This window comes from Actinomadura chibensis NBRC 106107, from assembly GCF_001552135.1.
In the GTDB taxonomy this organism is placed as follows: domain Bacteria; phylum Actinomycetota; class Actinomycetes; order Streptosporangiales; family Streptosporangiaceae; genus Spirillospora; species Spirillospora chibensis.
The window spans coordinates 33,595-50,935 of the sequence record NZ_BCQP01000044.1 but is presented as its reverse complement, the minus strand read 5'-3'; the positions used below and the strand labels follow the sequence as shown (position 1 = coordinate 50,935).

The 17,341-nt window shown below is 73.0% G+C and carries 17 protein-coding genes; 12 read left to right on the top strand and 5 right to left on the bottom strand.

What is annotated here, in order from left to right; all coding sequences use genetic code 11:
* Positions 1 to 9: 9 nt before the first annotated feature.
* On the bottom strand, positions 10 to 510 hold the full coding sequence (gene greA / locus ACH01S_RS25440; RefSeq protein ID WP_067896420.1) for a transcription elongation factor GreA: 501 nt from the start codon (positions 508 to 510) through the stop codon (positions 10 to 12).
* Between the two features lie 222 nt (positions 511 to 732).
* On the bottom strand, positions 733 to 1,128 hold the full coding sequence (locus ACH01S_RS25435) for a DUF4307 domain-containing protein (RefSeq protein WP_067896417.1): 396 nt from the start codon (positions 1,126 to 1,128) through the stop codon (positions 733 to 735).
* Between the two features lie 175 nt (positions 1,129 to 1,303).
* Here ACH01S_RS25435 and mca point away from each other — a divergent pair, with 175 nt between their 5' ends.
* From mca to ACH01S_RS25415, 4 genes are read left to right on the top strand one after another with little or no spacing between them, the layout of a single operon-like run.
* The gene (gene mca, locus ACH01S_RS25430) at positions 1,304 to 2,170 is read left to right on the top strand and encodes a mycothiol conjugate amidase Mca (RefSeq protein WP_067896574.1); all 867 of its coding nucleotides are present in this window, start codon (positions 1,304 to 1,306) and stop codon (positions 2,168 to 2,170) included.
* Complete coding sequence (locus ACH01S_RS25425) at positions 2,170 to 2,451, top strand: hypothetical protein (protein WP_067896414.1); 282 nt, start codon at positions 2,170 to 2,172, stop codon at positions 2,449 to 2,451. Before mca ends, ACH01S_RS25425 begins: the two co-directional genes overlap by 1 nt.
* 39 nt (positions 2,452 to 2,490) lie before the next feature.
* Positions 2,491 to 3,753, top strand: a complete 1,263-nt coding sequence (locus ACH01S_RS25420; protein WP_169809353.1) for a low temperature requirement protein A — start codon at positions 2,491 to 2,493, stop codon at positions 3,751 to 3,753.
* Between the two features lie 41 nt (positions 3,754 to 3,794).
* Entirely contained in the window at positions 3,795 to 4,622 is an 828-nt protein-coding gene (locus ACH01S_RS25415) for a tetratricopeptide repeat protein (RefSeq protein WP_067896411.1), read from the top strand.
* 4 nt (positions 4,623 to 4,626) lie between these two features.
* On the opposite strand, the gene ACH01S_RS25410 is transcribed toward ACH01S_RS25415, so the two are convergent.
* Complete coding sequence (locus ACH01S_RS25410) at positions 4,627 to 5,103, bottom strand: pyridoxamine 5'-phosphate oxidase family protein (RefSeq protein ID WP_148344313.1); 477 nt, start codon at positions 5,101 to 5,103, stop codon at positions 4,627 to 4,629.
* A 79-nt stretch (positions 5,104 to 5,182) separates the two neighbouring features.
* Here ACH01S_RS25410 and ACH01S_RS25405 point away from each other — a divergent pair, with 79 nt between their 5' ends.
* From ACH01S_RS25405 to ACH01S_RS25390, 4 genes are all read left to right on the top strand, one after another.
* Positions 5,183 to 6,151: a ribonuclease Z gene (locus tag ACH01S_RS25405; RefSeq protein WP_067896407.1), complete on the top strand. Its 969-nt coding sequence runs from the start codon at positions 5,183 to 5,185 to the stop codon at positions 6,149 to 6,151.
* Positions 6,144 to 7,517: a dihydrolipoyl dehydrogenase family protein gene (locus ACH01S_RS25400; RefSeq protein ID WP_067896404.1), complete on the top strand. Its 1,374-nt coding sequence runs from the start codon at positions 6,144 to 6,146 to the stop codon at positions 7,515 to 7,517. The genes ACH01S_RS25405 and ACH01S_RS25400 overlap by 8 nt, the downstream gene beginning before the upstream one ends.
* A gap of 31 nt (positions 7,518 to 7,548) precedes the next feature.
* Complete coding sequence (locus ACH01S_RS25395) at positions 7,549 to 9,534, top strand: thioredoxin domain-containing protein (protein ID WP_067896401.1); 1,986 nt, start codon at positions 7,549 to 7,551, stop codon at positions 9,532 to 9,534.
* 212 nt (positions 9,535 to 9,746) lie between these two features.
* Positions 9,747 to 10,922: a C40 family peptidase gene (locus ACH01S_RS25390; RefSeq protein WP_067896399.1), complete on the top strand. Its 1,176-nt coding sequence runs from the start codon at positions 9,747 to 9,749 to the stop codon at positions 10,920 to 10,922.
* 1 nt (position 10,923) lies between these two features.
* Here the strand turns inward: ACH01S_RS25390 and ACH01S_RS25385 are convergent, their stop codons facing one another.
* Both ACH01S_RS25385 and ACH01S_RS25380 read right to left on the bottom strand, forming a co-directional pair.
* Positions 10,924 to 11,565, bottom strand: coding sequence for an acyl-CoA-like ligand-binding transcription factor (locus tag ACH01S_RS25385; RefSeq protein WP_067896396.1), 642 nt, complete (start codon positions 11,563 to 11,565; stop codon positions 10,924 to 10,926).
* Positions 11,546 to 13,084 (bottom strand): MFS transporter, encoded by a 1,539-nt coding sequence (locus ACH01S_RS25380; protein ID WP_067896392.1) that lies wholly within the window; start codon positions 13,082 to 13,084, stop codon positions 11,546 to 11,548. Before ACH01S_RS25380 ends, ACH01S_RS25385 begins: the two co-directional genes overlap by 20 nt.
* 115 nt (positions 13,085 to 13,199) lie before the next feature.
* On the opposite strand from ACH01S_RS25380, the gene abmR reads away from it, so the two are divergent.
* The 4 genes from abmR (at position 13,200) to phoH2 (ending at position 16,855) form a co-directional block, all read left to right on the top strand.
* On the top strand, positions 13,200 to 13,721 hold the full coding sequence (gene abmR, locus ACH01S_RS25375) for an ATP-binding transcription factor AbmR (protein ID WP_067896389.1): 522 nt from the start codon (positions 13,200 to 13,202) through the stop codon (positions 13,719 to 13,721).
* Between the two features lie 111 nt (positions 13,722 to 13,832).
* Positions 13,833 to 14,444 (top strand): hypothetical protein, encoded by a 612-nt coding sequence (locus ACH01S_RS25370; RefSeq protein WP_067896386.1) that lies wholly within the window; start codon positions 13,833 to 13,835, stop codon positions 14,442 to 14,444.
* Positions 14,445 to 14,560: 116 nt separating this feature from the next.
* A complete protein-coding gene (locus ACH01S_RS25365; RefSeq protein ID WP_148344314.1) occupies positions 14,561 to 15,415 on the top strand; it encodes an isoprenyl transferase in 855 nt (284 codons plus the stop codon).
* Between the two features lie 75 nt (positions 15,416 to 15,490).
* The gene (gene phoH2 / locus ACH01S_RS25360) at positions 15,491 to 16,855 is read left to right on the top strand and encodes an RNA 5'-3' helicase PhoH2 (RefSeq protein WP_067896382.1); all 1,365 of its coding nucleotides are present in this window, start codon (positions 15,491 to 15,493) and stop codon (positions 16,853 to 16,855) included.
* The last annotated feature ends 486 nt before the right edge of the window (positions 16,856 to 17,341 follow it).

Here is a 17,341-nt window from a genome sequence, read left to right as displayed (position 1 = left end):
GAATTACGGTCAGCCGGCCCCGTACGGGGTGGCGTCGAGGATCTCGACCGTCATGCCGCGTCCGTTCGGCAGGGTGTAGGTGGCCTTCTCGCCGACCTTCTTGCCGTTGATCGCCGCGCCCAGCGGCGAGTTGGGGGAGTAGACGTCGATGGGGGCGCCGACCTCCTCGCGGGAGGCGAGCAGGAAGGTGACCTCCTCGTCGTCGCCCTCGAAGGAGATCGTGACGGTCATGCCCGGCCCGACGACGCCCTCGGTGCGCGGCGCCTCGCCGACGCGGGCGTTCTCCAGGATGCCCTGGAGCTGCAGGATGCGGCCCTCGATCTTGCCCTGTTCCTCCTTGGCCGCGTGGTAGCCGCCGTTCTCGCGCAGGTCGCCTTCCTCCCGCGCCGCCTCGATCTTCTGCGCGATCTCGATGCGGCCCGGGCCCGACAGGTGCTCCAGCTCGTTCTTGAGCCGGTCGTACGCCTCCTGGGTCAGCCAGGTGACGTTGTCAGCGCGGGTCTCGGTCACGGGTACTCCTCATCCACATGTAGCGATCCTCCGCCCGCTCCCTGGGCGGATGTCACATCGACATGAAGTGCGGCCGGGTGAAACCTCTAGCCTATCCGGTGGTTGCGGGTAAAGGTTCCCTGATCTCGGCGTCTGCAATCCGCCATTCGTACTTCGGCCTTCACCGGGCGTATCGGGCGCCGGACCGTTACACCCGGCCGCCGCACCCGGCCTATACCGCGCCTACACCGCGCGGCAGTCGTGGATCCGCGCGCCGGTCGCCCTGCGTGACGTGTGCAGCGTCTCCGTCCCCTTGGCGCCGGACCGGCCCGCCGGGACGGTGACCTCCCGCTCGTCCAGCACCGTGAACTTCTCGTCGTAGGCGTCGACGGTGCAGCGGACGGCGTCGTCCTTCCCCTTGGCCACGGTGTAGTTGACCGTCACCGAGGAGTCGGCGATGTCGTAACTCACCATCTGCGCGACGATGCCGGGCGTCTGCCCCGCGTAGGCGGCGATGATGCCGAACCCGCCCGCGGCGAGGGCGGCGACCGCGCCGATGACGACCAGGCCGAGGCGTCCCCGCCGCGGCTCGGGCCGGCCGGGGTCGGACGCGGCTTCCTGCGGCACGCTCGTCGTCATGGCGGGGAATCTCCGTGCGGTGTCCGGACGTTGTCAGGGACAATTCTCGTCTGTGCTGTCGCGTGCCTCGAACCGGGGGCCGCTCATCGAGTCCGGAGAGGGAGATCCCCAGGTGTCCGAGGCGATCGAGGAAACGACGAGGCGGCCGGCCGGGGGCGACGAGCCGCTGCGCCTCATGGCGGTGCACGCCCACCCCGACGACGAGTCCAGCAAGGGCGCCGCGACGATGGCGCGGTACGTCGCGGAGGGCGTCGAGGTCCTCGTCGTGACGTGCACCGGCGGCGAGCGCGGCGACATCCTCAACCCGGCGATGGACCGTCCCGAGGTCAAGGCCGACATCGGCAAGGTGCGCGAGGCGGAGATGGCGCGCGCCCGCGAGATCCTCGGCGTCCGGCAGACCTGGCTCGGCTTCGTCGACTCCGGCTTCCCCGAGGGCGACCCGCCGCCGCCGCTGCCGGACGGCTGCTTCGCGCTCGAACCGCTGGAGACCGCCGCCGAGCCGCTGGTGCGCGCCGTCCGCGAGTTCCGCCCGCACGTGCTGCTCACCTACGACGAGAAGGGCGGCTACCCGCACCCCGACCACGTGAAGTGCCACGAGATCTCGATCGAGGCGTTCGACGCGGCGGGCGACCCGGAGCGCTACCCCGGCACAGGCGAGCCCTGGCAGCCTCTCAAGCTCTACTACCACATGACGTTCAGCAAGGAGCGCGTCCTCGCCCTGCACACCGCGATGGAGAACGCGGGCCTGGAGTCGCCCTACACCGACTGGATGAAGCGGTTCGACGAGGACGGCGCCGGCGAGCGCGCCAAGTGGGAGATCACCACGCGCGTCCCGTGCGCCGACCACTTCGAGACCCGCGACCGCGCCCTGCTCGCCCACGCCACCCAGATCGACCCGAACGGGTTCTGGTTCGTCGTCCCGATGGACGTCCAGCGCGAGGCATGGCCCACCGAGGACTACCATTTGGCCAGGTCCCTGGTCGACACCGAACTGCCGGAGGACGACCTGTTCGCCGGCGTCCGGGAGAAGGTGTGTCTCTGATGCCTCCCCTCGCCGCGCCCCTCGCGGGGCTTCCCCTGAACGACGACACGGTCAGCCCCGGCCTGCTCGGCTTCGGCGTCTTCGTCGTCCTCGTCATCGCGACGGTCTTCCTGTTCCGCTCGATGGGCAAGCAGCTCAAGAAGATCGAGGCGCCGCGCGAGGCCGATCTGAAGCAGCGGGAGTGGGAGCGCGCCGAAGCCGCGAAGGCCGCCGCCGGGCGGGCGGCTAAGATCGACGACGCCGCGAAGGGCGGCGGCGCCGGCGACGGGGACGGCGCCTGACGCGCGCACGACTCGACATCTGAAGAAGCGGGGGCGCCCATGGCGGAGGCGGCGGCGCACCGGCGGGAGGCCGCGGCGGTCCCGGGCGCGGGCCGTCCGCACAGGTCCGAAGCGATGCTGCGGGAGCGCGGCGAGCAGGGCGCGCGGGTCACGTTCTTCGAGCTGTTCTTCGACCTCGTCTTCGTCTTCGCGGTCACTCAGCTCTCCCACCTGCTGCTGGAGCACCTCACGCCGCGCGGCGCCGGCGAGACGCTGCTACTCCTGCTCGCCGTCTGGTGGGCGTGGATGTACACGTGCTGGACGACGAACTGGTTCAGCCCCGACCACCCGGCCGTCCGGCTGATGCTGGTCGCGGTGATGATCGCCGGGCTGTTCATGGCGGCGATGCTGCCCGGCGCGTTCGGGGGCGAGGCGCTGTGGTTCGCCGGCGCCTACGTCGCGATCCAGGTCGGCAGGACGCTGTTCGTCGTCGTGTGCACCTGGGGGCACCGGCTCGGCCCGAACTTCCAGCGGGTCCTGTTCTGGCAGGCGGCCGCCGGCGTGCTGTGGATCGGCGGCGCGCTCGCCGACGGGCACGAGGCCCGCGCGGGGCTGTGGGCGCTGGCCGTGGCGCTGGAGTACCTCGCGCCGTGGCACGGCTACGCGACGCCCCTTCTCGGCCGGTCCAGCACCGCCGAGTGGACGATCGACGGCGCGCACATGGCCGAGCGCTGCCAGCTCTTCCTGATCATCGCGCTCGGCGAGACGGTGCTGGTCACCGGCGCCACGCTGGCCGGGAACCCGCCGTCGGCGAAGGTCGCGGCCGGGTTCGTGTCGGCGTTCGTCGGCACCGTCGCGCTCTGGTGGATCTACTTCGACCACACCGCCGAGGCCGCCGCCGAGCGGATCGCCTCGTCCCCCGACCCGGGACGGCTCGGACGCTCCGCCTACACCTTCATCCACATCGTGATGGTCGCGGGCGTCATCGTCGGCGCGGTCGCGGACGAGAAGGTCGTGGCCCACCCCGGCGGTCACTTCGGCACGGCGTTCGCCGTCGTCGCACTCGGCGGCCCCGCCCTGTTCGTCGCCGGGCACGCGCTGTTCAAGCGGGCCGTGTTCGGCGGGTTCACACGCGCCCGGGTGATCGCGATCCTCGTCCTCGCCGGGCTGGCCGCGCCCGCCCTGCTCACCGACGCGTTCACACCGCTCGCCCTGCACGTGTGCGCGTCCGCCGTGGTGGTGGCGCTGGCGCTCTGGGACGTGCGCGCCTACCGGCGGCTGCGCCGAACGAACGCGCTGCCGGGGCCGTTCGCCGCCGGGTGACGTCCGGTTGGACCCGGCCCCCGCCGGGGAGGATCTTCGGCGTGCGCGCGAACTTCGAGGACGCCCACCGGGCGCTGCCCCCGGCGGCGGCGCGGCTGTTCCGGCTGCTGGGCGTGCTGCCCGGCGACGACGTCGGCCCCGCGGCGGCCGCCGCCCTCGCCGGCGTGCCGGAGGACGAGGCCCGGACGCTGCTCGCCGCGCTCGCCGAGCGCGGGCTCGCGGCCGAGTCCGCGGACGGCCGCTACTCCCTGCCCGGCCCGCTCCGCGCCTTCGCCCGCGAGCGCGCCGAGGAGGAGGAGACCGAGGCCGGACGGGAGGCGGCGCTGCGCCGCGTCCTCGACCACCTCCTCGCCGCCGCGTCGGCGGGCGAGGGCGGGCTCCACGCGGACGCGCTGGCGCTGCTGGAGCGGGAGCGCTGGGCCGAGGCCGCCGAGGAGTTCGCGGGGCGGCTGGAGGAGGCCGAGCACGACGCGGCCGAGCAGGACGGCGACCCGCACGCCGTCCTGACGGCCCGGCACGACCTCGCCCGCGCGCTGATCGGGACCGGCGACCTCGACCGCGCCATCGGCCTGCTCGGCCTGCTCCCGGACGAGTTCGCCGCCCTCCCCGAACCGGACCAGTACAACCGCGCCCGCGCGCTGGCCAGCCTGGGCGAGGCGTACCTGCGGGCGCGCCGTCCCGTCGCCGCGACGAACTTCTTCGGCCAGGCCCTGGAGATCCTGCGCAAGGAGGACGCCGTCGACCAGCAGGCCGGGATGTTCGTCCACCTGGCCGAGGCCGCCCGCCAGCGCGGCGACCGCGCCGCCGAGGGCGCGGCACTCGACCGCGCGGCGGAACTGTACGAACGGGTGGCCGCGCAGAGGTCGTGACGGGTCAGGCCTTGCGGTGGTCCCAGCTCACGACGCGGTCGGGCTCCATCACGATGAGGACGCGCTTGGCCACCGCCCGCTCGATGCCCTCGGCGACCACCGGGTCGATGGGCTCGCCGATCTCCGGGACGGGCAGCCCCGCCATCCGGGAGCCGACCACCATGCCGACCTTGTTGCGCGGCTCGGGGTCGTCGATGACGACGCCGCGCCCGTACAGGGCCACCCCGCGCAGCTCGTCGTACTCGACGCCGTCCTCCACCAGGCAGGTCATGGTCGGATTCCGGCGCAGGTTCAGCACTTTCTGCGACGCCCGGTAGGTGGTGAAGGCGATCTTGCCGTCGAGCAGCGCGTAGAACATCGTGACGAGGTGCGGCGCGCCGTCCTTGCCGACGGTCGCGACCTGCACCTTGTAGCTCTCCGCGAGGTAGGCCGCGACCTCGTCCGGCGTCATCCTGATCTGCTCGCGCTTGCCGCCTGCCAACGGGGCCTCCTCGTCCGGGCTCGGTGCGGACAGCATAACCAAGCGCTTGATCGTGCCCGGGAGGCGGCACCATGGGGGGATGTCCGCGCGAGATCTGACCGTCCTCGGCTCCGCCAGCGCGGTCCCGACCAGGACCCGCAACCACAACGGCTACCTGCTGCGCTGGGACGGCCACGGCCTCCTCTTCGACCCCGGCGAGGGGACGCAGCGGCAGATGACGCTGGCCGGGGCGTCGGCGTCCGACGTGACGTGGATCTGCGTGACGCACTTCCACGGCGACCACTGCCTCGGGGTGCCGGGGATCGTCCAGCGCATCGCCCGCGACGGCGTCGCGCACCCGGTGGACGCGGCGTTCCCGGCGAGCGGCGCGCGGTTCTGGGAGCGGCTGCGGCACGCCGCCGCCTTCCACGACACCGACGTGATCCGGGAGCGGCCCGTCGCCGGGGACCGGACGGAGCTCGACACGGGGGACGCGCCGTTCTCCCTTGTCGCGATGCGCCTGTCCCACCCGGTGGAGGCGTACGGGTACCGGCTTGAGGAGCCGGACGGCGTCACGATGCTGCCCGCCGAACTCGCCGCGCGGGGCGTGCGCGGGCCGATGGTGCGGCGGCTCCAGCGGGACGGCCGCGTCGTCACCCCGGACGGGCGCACCGTCACGCTCGACGAGTGCAGCGTGCGGCGTCCCGGCCAGAAGTTCGCGTTCGTCATGGACACCCGGCTCTGCGACGCCGTGGCGGAACTGGCCGACGGGGTCGACATGCTGGTCATCGAGTCGACGTTCCTCGACTCCGACGCCGCCCTCGCCGCCGAGTACGGGCACCTCACCGCGTCCCAGGCGGCGAAGGTCGCGGCGGGGGCGGGCGTCCGGCACCTGGTCCTCACGCACTTCTCCGAGCGGTACCGGACGGACGACGAGCCCCGGTTCGCCGACGAGGCGTCCGCCGTCTTCGGGGGCGAGGTCACGCTCGTCCACGACCTCGACCGGATCCCGATGCCGCCGCGTCGACTGACCGGCCGCCGGGCAGGGCAGGATGATGACCATGGCTGAAGAAGTCGATGTCGTGGTGATCGGTCTGGGCCCGGGCGGCGAGGACGCGGCGGGACGGCTCGCCGAGGCGGGCCTGTCCGTCGTCGCCGTCGAGTCGCGGCTGGTCGGGGGCGAGTGCCCGTACTACGCCTGCGTCCCGACGAAGATGATGGTGCGCGCCGCCGGGCTCCTCGCGGAGGGCGCCCGCGTCCCCGGGATGGCGGGCGAGGCGTCGGTCCGTGCGGACTGGGCGCCGGTCGCGGCCCGGATCCGCGACGAGGCGACCGACGACTGGGACGACAAGGTCGCCGCCGACCGGCTCACCGGCAAGGGCGCCCGGCTCGTCCGCGGGCACGGCCGCATCACCGGCCCGCGCGAGGTCACCGTGGACGGCCGGGTCTTCCAGGCGCGGCGGGGGATCGTCCTCAACACCGGCACGTCGCCCGCCGCCCCGCCCATCGACGGTCTCGCGGGCACCCCGTACTGGACGAACCGGGAGGCCGTCCAGGCGACGGAGCCGCCCGCGTCGCTGCTCGTCCTCGGCGGGGGCGTCGTCGGCGCCGAGATGGCGCAGGTGTTCTCCCGCTTCGGCAGCCGCGTCACCATCGTGGAGGCCGGCGACCGGCTGCTCGCCAACGAGGAACCGGAGTCCAGCGCGCTGCTCCGCGACGTGTTCGAGCGCGAGGGCATCGGCGTCCGCACGGGGGTGGGCGCGACCGGCGTCTCCTACGAGAACGGCGAGTTCACCCTCCGCCTAGGCGAGGAGTCCATCGTCGGCGACCGGCTCCTGGTCGCGACCGGGCGCCGTCCGAACCTCAGGGGCCTCGGGCTCGACGCGGTCGGCCTGGACGAGAACGCGCGGGACGTCCCCGTCGACGGCCACATGCGCGCCGCCGACGGCGTGTGGGCGATCGGCGACATCACCGGGATGGGCGCGTTCACGCACGTGTCGATGTACCAGGCGGCCATCGCCGTCCGGGACATCCTCGGCGAGGAGGGCCCGCCCGCCGTCTACCGCGCCGTGCCGCGCGTCACCTTCACCGACCCCGAGATCGGCTCCGTGGGCCTGACCGAGGCGCAGGCGCGCGAGCAGAACCTCCCCATCCGCACGGCCGTCTCCCCGATCCCCGAGTCGACGCGCGGCTGGATCCACAAGACCGGCAACGACGGCCTCATCAAGCTCGTCGAGAACACCGAGTGGGGGACGCTGGTCGGCGCCACCGCCGCGGGCCCGTCCGGCGGCGAGGTCCTCGGCTTCCTCGCGGTCGCCGTCCACACCGAGACCCCCACCGCCTCCCTCCGCGAAATGATCTACGCCTACCCCACCTTCCACCGAGCCATAGAACCCGCCCTCACCGCCCTCGCGGCGAAGACGTCCGGGACGTGAGCGGCGGGCCGGATCGGGCAGGATCGGAGGCATGAACCGGCTCAAGGACGCGACAAGCCCGTACCTGCTGCAGCACGCCGGGAACCCGGTCGACTGGTGGGAGTGGAGCGACGAGGCGCTGGCCGAGGCGCGGCGCCGGGACGTCCCCGTCCTCCTTTCTGTCGGATATGCGGCATGTCACTGGTGTCACGTCATGGCGCACGAGTCGTTTGAGGACGGCGAGACGGCGCGGGTGATGAATGAGCGGTTCGTCAACATCAAGGTCGATCGGGAAGAGCGGCCGGACATCGACGCCGTCTACATGGAGGCGACCCAGGCCATGACAGGTCAGGGCGGGTGGCCCATGACGGTGTTCATGACGCCGGAGGGCCATCCGTTCTACTGCGGGACGTATTTTCCGCGTGCGCAGTTCAGGGCGCTGTTGCAGGCCGTCCACAAGGCGTGGACGGAGCAGCGGGACGAGGTCGTCGGGCAGGGGCAGCAGGTCGTGGCCGCGCTGACGTCGCGCGGGACGGGGCTCGCGGGCGCGGGCGCGCCCGGCGAGCAGTCGCTCGCGCAGTCGGTGCAGGTGCTCGCGGCCTCCTACGACGCGGCGCGCGGCGGGTTCGGCGGGGCGCCGAAGTTCCCGCCGTCGATGGCGCTGGAGTTCCTGCTGCGCCACCACGCCCGGACGGGCGACGACGACGCGCTCGCCATGGCGGGGCACACCCTGGAGGCGATGGCGCGGGGCGGCATCTACGACCAGCTCGGCGGCGGGTTCGCGCGGTACTCGGTGGACGCGGGGTGGGTCGTCCCGCACTTCGAGAAGATGCTGTACGACAACGCGCTGCTGGCGCGCGTGTACGCGCACTGGTGGCGGGTGACCGGCACGCCGTTCGCGCGGCGGATCGCGCTGGAGACGTGCGACTGGATGCTCCGCGACCTCCGGACGGACGAGGGCGGCCTCGCCTCCGCCCTCGACGCCGACAGCGAGGGCGTCGAGGGCAAGTACTACGTCTGGACGCCCGAGCAGCTCCGCGAGGTGCTGGGCGACGAAGACGGCGCCTACGCGGAGTCCCTTTTCGAGGTGACGGGGACGTTCGAGCGGGGCACGTCGGTGCTCCAACTCTTGCGTGACCCGGACGACGTCGAGCGGTACGAGCGCATCCGTACGGCATTGCTCACGGCGCGCGCGCACAGGATTCCTCCCGCGCGGGACGACAAGGTGGTGGCGGCCTGGAACGGGCTCGCCATCGCGGCGCTGGCCGAGTGCGGGGCGCTGTTCGACCGTCCGGACCTCGTCCGGGCGGCGGAGGAGGCCGCGCGGCTGCTGGTCGAGGTGCACCTGAGCGAGGGGCGCCTCGCGCGGACGTCGCGGGCCGGGACGGCGGGCGCGAACGCGGGCGTCCTGGAGGACTACGGCGACGTGGCCGAGGGCCTGCTCGCCCTGCACGGCGTCACCGGCGACCCGCACCACCTGCGGCTGGCGGGGGAGCTGCTGAACACCGTCCTGGAGCGGTTCGGGGACGGCGAGGGCGGCTTCTACGACACCGCCGACGACGCCGAGCGGCTGTTCCGCCGCCCGCAGGACCCGACCGACAACGCGGCGCCGTCCGGGCAGTTCGCCGCCGCGGGGGCGCTGCTGTCGTTCGCCGCGCTGACCGCGTCGGACTGGCACCGGCAGGCGGCCGAGGCGGCGCTCGCCCCGGCCGCGAAGCTCGCCGACAAGCACGCCAGGTTCGCCGGGTGGGGGCTCGCGGTGGCGGAGGCGCGGGCGACGGGCCCGGTGGAGGTCGCGGTGATCGGCGACCCGGCCGACGAGCGGACGCGGGCGCTGCACCAGACGGCGCTGATGTCGGTGGCGCCCGGCGCGGTGGTGAGCGTCGGCCCGCCGGACGCGGAGGGCGTCCCGCTGCTGGAGGGGCGCGGGCTCGTCGACGGCGTCCCGGCGGCGTACGTGTGCCAGGGGTTCGTGTGCCGCCGGCCGGTGACGTCGCCGGGGGAGCTGAGCCGCGAACTACGTGGGCAATTGGACTGAGAATCCATTTTATGGCACCGTGATGTTGATCTCGTTCGGGCTTGGTGTTACCGACCAGTAGCAGGCCCGGGGCTGACCCAACGGGGCGTCGCGGACGGGCGTGGCCGGTGGTGCGCCGGGTATCTGGACGGTGGCCGACCAAGTGAGTCATAGTCGTGTATCGAGGACGGTCAAGACGCGCCGCGGCAGGCGACCTTCGAGGGAGTGCAGCAGTGGGAAAGCCGAACCGCCGGGCCCTGCCGACGATCATCGGCGTTTCGGTGCTCACCACGCTCGCCGCGAACGTGGCCGTGCTGGTGGCGCGCGAGGGCGGCGGCCAGGCGACGTCGCCGCGGGCCGACGGGCGCGCCCAGTTCGTGGCCGCGTCCGGGAGCACGGGATTGCCGACCGGGGTCGTCGCACCGCTCGGGAAGCGGCTCACGCCGCACGTGCTCGTCGCCGCGCCGTCCACCCTCCCGGCCGACTTCGTCGAGAAGGTCCGCGCCGCCAAGGGCGTGCAGGGCGTCGAGGTCGTGGACGCCGTCCAGGGCATGGTCGCCGGTAAACGGGTCGGGCTGATGGGGGTCAACCCGTCCACGTTCCGGAACTACACGCCGAAGCCCACCGCCAAGTCGGACGCGCTGTGGCGCAACGTGGCGTCCGGCGACGTCGCGATCTCGTTCACGATGGGCAACGACGGCGGCGTAGAGCTCGGCAGCCAGGTCCCGGTCGGCGGCAAGCGCAGCCCGTCGCGGCTGCGCGTCGGCGCGTACGCGACGATGGGCATCGGCGACGTCGACGCCGTCATCTCGCACACCACCGCGCAGATCCTCGGGATGCCGAGCGGCAACGCGATGCTGATCAGCGTCCCGAAGACCGAGCCGAAGGCGTTCGTCAAGAAGCTCCGCAAGTCGCTGCCGAAGCAGGCGAAGGCCGTCGAGGTGAACCCGGAGATCGACGTCCCGCAGAGCGGGGACGTGCCGCGGGCGAACGGCCAGGTGATGACCGCGCACCAGATCCAGACGGTGATCCGCGCCGCCTACACGCGGCTCGGCTGGCCGTACGTGTGGGGCGGCGAGTCCGAGGCCGAAGGCGGCTACGACTGCTCGGGGCTCATGCAGTTCGCGTTCGCGCGGGCGGGCATCAGGCTCCCGCGCGTCGCCGCCGACCAGGCGCGCGTCGGCTGGGTCATCCCCTACGCCAAGGCGCGGCCCGGCGACATGCTGATCTGGGCGAACGACCCGACCGCTCCCGGCTACATCTCGCACATCGCCCTCTACCTCGGCAACGGCAAGATGATCGCCGCGCCGCGCAGGGGGACGGTCGTGCAGGTCCAGAACGTCTACACGCGCAACATGCGCGGCGCCGTCCGGGTCAGCCCCAAGCTGGCCAACACCCTCGCCGGTTGAGCTAGAGCGGGCAGCCGCGGCCGAGGAACTCCAGGTTGCGGTCGATCAGGCCGGGCAGCTCGTCGTGCTCGACCTTGCCGTCCATGAACTGGTACATCGCGGCCTGCATGACGCCGAGGACGGCCCACCCGAACGCCTCGACCTCCGGGTCGTCGGCGGGGCGCCCGGTCCGCTCGGCGACCACCTCGTTGATCACCTTGAAGGTGCCCTCGCGCATCGACTCGAACGTGCGGGCGCGCAGCGCCGGGACGGTCGCGGTCAGCCGCATCCGCGTCTTGATCGTCTCGATCTCGGACGTGTAGAGCTGCGGCAGGACGTCGCGGAGCACGGCGCGCAGCGCGTCGAGCGGCGGCACCTCCGGCGGCTGCTCGCGGAGCAACTGCGCCATGACCGGGTCGTACTCGTCGGTGACGACGACGTCCTCCTTGGTGGGGAAGTAGCGGAAGAACGTGCTGGGCGAGATCTCCGCCGCCGCCGCGATCTGCTCCACCGTCGTTTCGTCGTACCCCTGCTCGGTGAAGAGCCGGAGGGCGTGGTCCTGGATGGCTCCCCGGGTCCGCAGCTTCTTGCGCTCCCGCAGCGGGAGGCGGGAGATCCGGTCCTGCAGCCGGTCGACGAGGCGGTCAGGGGACGACGTGCTCATGCGCCGATTCTCGTCCATCGGCGGCGGGCGCCGCATCCTCGCGCGCCCGTCCCGGCTGGAGCAGCCAGAGCAGGACGGCCACGGCGAGCGCGCCCGCCCCGCAGGCGGCGAGCACCGCGTCCATGCCGTGCGCGTAGGCGTCGCGGGCGGACGCGAGCAGCCCGCCGTCGTGGAGCCGCCCGGCGACCGCGACGGCGCCGCCGATCGAGTCGCGCGCCGCGGCCGCCGCGTCCGCGGGCAGGCCCCCGGTCGGCACGCGGTCCCGGTAGGTCGCCGACAGCAGGCTGCCGAGCCCGGCGACGCCGAGCGTGGCGCCGGTCTGGCGGAGCGTCTGGACGAGTCCCGACCCGCGTCCGGCCTGGTCGGCGGGGAGCGCGGCGAGCACGGCGTCCATCGCGGGGATCATGGTGAGCCCGGTGCCGGCGCCGATGACGACCAGCCACGGGACGGTCGCGGCGTACCCGTCGCCCGCGCCGGACAGCGCGCCCCAGCCGAAGCCCGCCGCGAGCACGAGCAGCCCGGTCACGATGATCGGCTTGTGCCCGGCGCGGGCGGCGATCCGGTCGGTGGCGACCGCGCCCGCGATGAGGCCGAGCAGCATCGGCGTCAGCCGCAGGCCGGTGCCGAACACGTCCGCGCCCTGGACGGCCTGCAGGTACTGCGGCAGGACGAACAGGACCCCGCCGAGCATGAGGTTGGCGGCGACGGCGGCGACGGTCGCCGACACGAACCGGGCGTCCCGGAGCAGCGCGAGGTTCAGCATCGGCTCGGCGGCCCGCCGCTCCCAGCCCGCGAACCCGGCGACCAGCAGCGCGGACAGGACGAACGAGCCGAGCACGACCGGGTCGGACCAGCCGCGCGACGGCGCCTCGATCACCCCGTACACCAGCGCGACGATCCCGGACATCGACAGCAGCGCGCCCGCGAGGTCGACGCGCGGCGCCGCCGGGTCCCTGGACTCGGGCAGCAGCAGCGCGATCGCGACCCCGCCGACCACGACGACCGGGACGTTGATCAGGAAGATCGAGCCCCACCAGAAGTGCTGGAGGAGCCAGCCGCCGAGCAGCGGCCCGAGCGGCAGCCCGAGCGCGGTGGACGCCGACCACACCGCGACGGCCCGCGTCCGCTCGGCGGGCGGGAAGATCGCGGGGAGCATCGACATGGACAGCGGCGTCACGATCGCCGCGCCGACCCCCATCAGCGCACGGGCCGCGATGAGCCCGGCGGTGCCGTCCGCGAGCGCCCCGGCGAGCGAGGCGGCGCCGAAGATCCCGAGCCCGGCGAGCAGCAGCCACTTGCGGCCGAACCGGTCGCCGAGCAGCCCGGCGGGGAGCAGCAGCGCGCCGAACACGAGCAGGTAGGAGTCGACGATCCACTGCAGCTCGCTGGTGCCCGCGTGCAGGTCCTCGGACAGCGTGGTCAGGGCGACGTTGAGGATCGTCATGTCGAATCCGAGCGCGAGCATGCTGAGCGCGAGCGCCGCGAGTCCCAGCCAGCGCCGGATGCCGCCGACCTCCATGAGGACCACCTCCAAATAGTTTCAGCTCTCAAATGAGAGTAACTATCAAAAGAAGGTGAATGTCAAACAGGGCCGAGGCTGGCGCCGGCCGGGATGGCGCTGTAATTTTGATTACATGAATACGAGTGAAGCGGCGGAGCAGGTGCGCGGCTGGTTCTCCGGACGGCTCCCGGACGACTGGTTCGACGGCCCGCCGGAGGTCGTCCTCGACCGCGAGGAGGTCGGCGTCGTCGGGCGGCTGCCCGTGCCGGACGCGGCCGCCGAGGTGTCGGAGGCCGAGCGGGCGGGCGTGATCGCCGGGCACGTCCAGCGCTTCCGCGAGGAGACCCGCGAGCGGCGCATCGGCATCGCCCGCGAGGCCGAGCGGCGCTTCGGCCGCAAGGTGTCCTGGGGCGTCGAGTGCGGCGGCGAGCGGGAGATGTTCACCACGCTGTCGGTGCCCGTCATGACGCGGCTCCGCCAGCCCGAGCGGCGCGTCCTCGACACCCTCGTGGAGGCGGGCGTCGCGCGCAGCCGCAGCGACGCGCTCGCCTGGTGCGTCCGGCTCGTCGGCAAGAACACCGACGCGTGGCTCGCCGAGCTGCGCAGCGCGCTGGAGCACGTCGAGCGGGCCCGCGCCGCCGGGCCGCGGGCGTGACCCGCGCCATCCTTACCCGATCTCGATGATCATTGGGTGTGATCATGGGCCTGACCTCGCCTAATGTGCCATGAAACGGTGGCCGGGACGGGATCGGGAGGTGGTCGGACGGTGCGCGGGCTGCGCTGCCTGGACGGCTCCGACCTCGCCGTCGTCCCGGTCGCCTCGCTCGACCGCGGCGGCAACCCCTTCGAGGTGACGCTGGAGCTGCGCCGGGACGGCGACTCCTTCGGCTCGGTGGGGGAGCGCTGCGGGTACTTCCTCGCCGACCTCGCCCGCCGGGTCGCCGAGGCGAGGACGGACGGCTCCGCGCAGGCCGCCCGCTGGCCCGACCCCGACGACCGGTTCCCCGACCCGTCCCCGGGCGACCCGTCCCGCGAGCCCGAGCTGTTCGCGTTCCGCTACCGCGACCGTGGCGACGTGATCAGCACCGGCGAGCTGCGCTGCGCGCTGCGGACGTCCTCGCTGTGGCTCGGCGGGCAGCAGTCCGCCGCGGGCCGGTGGCGGGTCGCGCGGCGGGCCGTCCTGGAGGCGTGGGGCGCGGGCGGGCGGGGCGTGCGCGCCGTGCTCACGTCCGCCGACCTCGCCCGGTTCCTCGCCGAGCTGCTGGCCCAGGCGGACCGCGAGGTCCCCGGCGGCGTGGGCGTCCGCCCGCCCCGCGCGGACAGGCCGGAGCAGGCCACCGCCCTCGGCCGCGGCATCCCTCGCGTTAGCCTGACATGACGGGAACGGCAGGAAAACTGTCGCGGCCGGGCCATAATTGAGCGTTCTCCCGCCAGGGACGGTCGCTCGAAGGGAAGCCCATGGGGGTTCGGCGTACGGGAAGGCCGCGCAGCGGGATGGCACGGGGCTCGCGGGGGGAGCGCGCGCGCCGCCGCCCGTCCGACGACGGCGGCCCGTTCGTCGCCGCGATCCGCCGCAGCGGGCCGTACGCGGCCGTCCGCGACGTCGTCTACCGGATGTACGAGCGGCGCGTCGAGAAGTCGCTGCCGACCGACATCACGCCCCGGCACGTCGGCGTGATCCTGGACGGCAACCGCCGCTGGGCTCGGTCGATGGGTCTCGCCGACGTCAACTCCGGGCACCAGCGCGGCGCCCAGAAGATCTCCGAGCTGCTCCAGTGGAGCGCCGAGGCGGGGGTCGAGCATGTCACACTGTGGCTGCTGTCCACCGACAACCTGAACCGTCCGGCGGCGGAGCTCGACCCGCTGCTTGACATCATCGAGAACACCGTCCGCAAGCTCGCGGACGACGGCTGGCACGTGAAGCCCGTCGGCGCCCTCGACCTGCTGCCCGGCAAGACCGCCCGCGTCCTCAAGGACGCCGGGGAGGCGACATCTGACGCACCCGGTCTGATTGTGAACGTCGCCGTTGGGTATGGAGGTAGGCGTGAGATCGCTGATGCGGTGCGCTCACTGCTCATCGAGCAGGCGAGCCGGGGCACCAGCATCGAGGAACTCGCCGAGGTCCTCGACGTGGAGCACATCGCGGAGCATCTCTACACGCGCGGCCAGCCCGACCCCGACCTGGTCATCCGCACCTCGGGGGAGCAGCGCCTCTCCGGCTTCATGCTCTGGCAGAGCGCGCACTCGGAGTTCTACTTCTGCGAGGTCCACTGGCCGGACTTCCGCAAGGTCGACTTCCTCCGGGCGATGCGCTCGTACGCCGCGCGGCACCGGCGCTACGGTTCCTGACGGCCGCGAAGCGGCCGCACCGCCCGCGCGGCGGACCTGCGCCACCGGCAGTTCCCCCATGACCAGGGAGATCGAGTGGCCACATCCTCCGCGCGCCGTCCCAGCCTGCCTGGGAACCCTTCCGGGACGGACGTCCCGGACCGGCGCACGTACGTCCTCGACACCAGCGTCCTGCTCGCCGACCCAGGGGCCGTGACCCGGTTCGCCGAGCACGAGGTCGTACTCCCCATCGTCGTCATCTCCGAGCTGGAGGCCAAGCGGCACCACCCAGAGCTCGGGTACTTCGCCCGGCAGGCCCTCCGCCTGCTGGACGACCTGCGCGTCCGGCACGGCCGGCTGGACGAGGCCGTCTCCGTGGAGGGACCGGTCGGCGACCAGGGAGGAACGCTCCGGGTCGAGCTGAACCACTCCGACCCGGCCGTCCTGCCGGACGGGTTCCGGCTCGGCGACAACGACACGCGGATCCTGTCGGTCGCGGCGTGGCTGGCGCGCGAGGGGCGCGACGTCGTCCTCGTCTCCAAGGACCTGCCGATGCGGGTGAAGGCGTCCGCGGTGGGCCTCGCGGCCGAGGAGTACCGGGCGGAGCTCGCCGTCGTCGAGTCCGGCTGGACGGGCATGCGGGAGATCGAGGTCCCCGCCGCGCTCGTCGAAGAGCTGTACGAGACCGGGACGACCGACATCGAGGAGGCCCGCGACCTGCCCTGCCACACCGGGCTCCGGCTGCTGTCCGAGCGCGGCTCCGCCCTCGCCCGGACGATGCCCGACAAGTCCGTGAGGCTGGTGCGCGGCGACCGGGAGACGTTCGGGCTGCGCGGCCGGTCCGCCGAGCAGCGGATCGCGCTCGACCTGCTGATGGACGACGACGTCGGCATCGTCTCCCTCGGCGGCCGCGCCGGCACCGGCAAGTCCGCCCTCGCGCTCTGCGCGGGCCTGGAGGCCGTGATGGAGCGCCGCAAGCACCGCAAGGTCGTGGTGTTCCGCCCCCTGTACGCGGTCGGCGGGCAGGAGCTCGGCTACCTGCCGGGCACCGAGAACGAGAAGATGTCGCCCTGGGCTCAGGCGGTGTACGACACCCTGTCGGCGGTCACCACTCCCGAGGTCATCGAGGAAGTTGTGGACCGTGACATGTTGGAGGTCCTGCCGCTCACCCACATCCGCGGCCGGTCGCTGCACGACGCGTTCGTGATCGTGGACGAGGCCCAGTCGCTGGAGCGCGGCGTGCTGCTGACCGTCCTGTCCCGGATCGGGGCGGGGTCGCGGGTCGTCCTGACCCACGACGTGGCGCAGCGCGACAACCTCCGGGTCGGACGGCACGACGGGGTCGCCGCCGTGGTGGAGAAGCTGAAGGGCCATCCGCTGTTCGCGCACGTGACGCTGACGCGCTCGGAGCGGTCGCCGATCGCCGCGCTGGTCACCGACCTGCTCGGCGACGTCGGCTGACCCTCGGCCGGCCGCGCCCCGGCCGTCCGCGTCCATGGACGGCCGGGGTCCGCGTTTCCGGACATGCGCCTATTTCGCCACTCATCGTGATCACCTTGGAGCATTTCGTGCTCTTGTGATGAAGGTCACAGGTTGCGGGGTGATCGGGGAGATCCCCTGGTCTGGTCGCGGTTTCGGCGCCCGGCCGGGCGAGTTGACAAGCGTCCCGGCGGAAGCATTTGTCTCGTTTCGGTTGCGGAGCCTCCCACGGCCTCGGGCATTGTGTCTCCCCGTAAGCACCCCCGAGCGGTGCCGGGCCGGAGCGCGCCCCCCTGAACGAACGCGCGCGACGGACGGGCGCCGGCCCTGGTCCGGAGCCGCCCGGCGGCACGCGGACCGGGGGTGAGGCACCTCGTGCGCGTGTCCATGCGCGTGCGACCGTCGGAAGGACCGCCTTGTACGGAGACCGTCCAGGGTCCCCTAGGCGAGACGATCGACAGAGCTTCG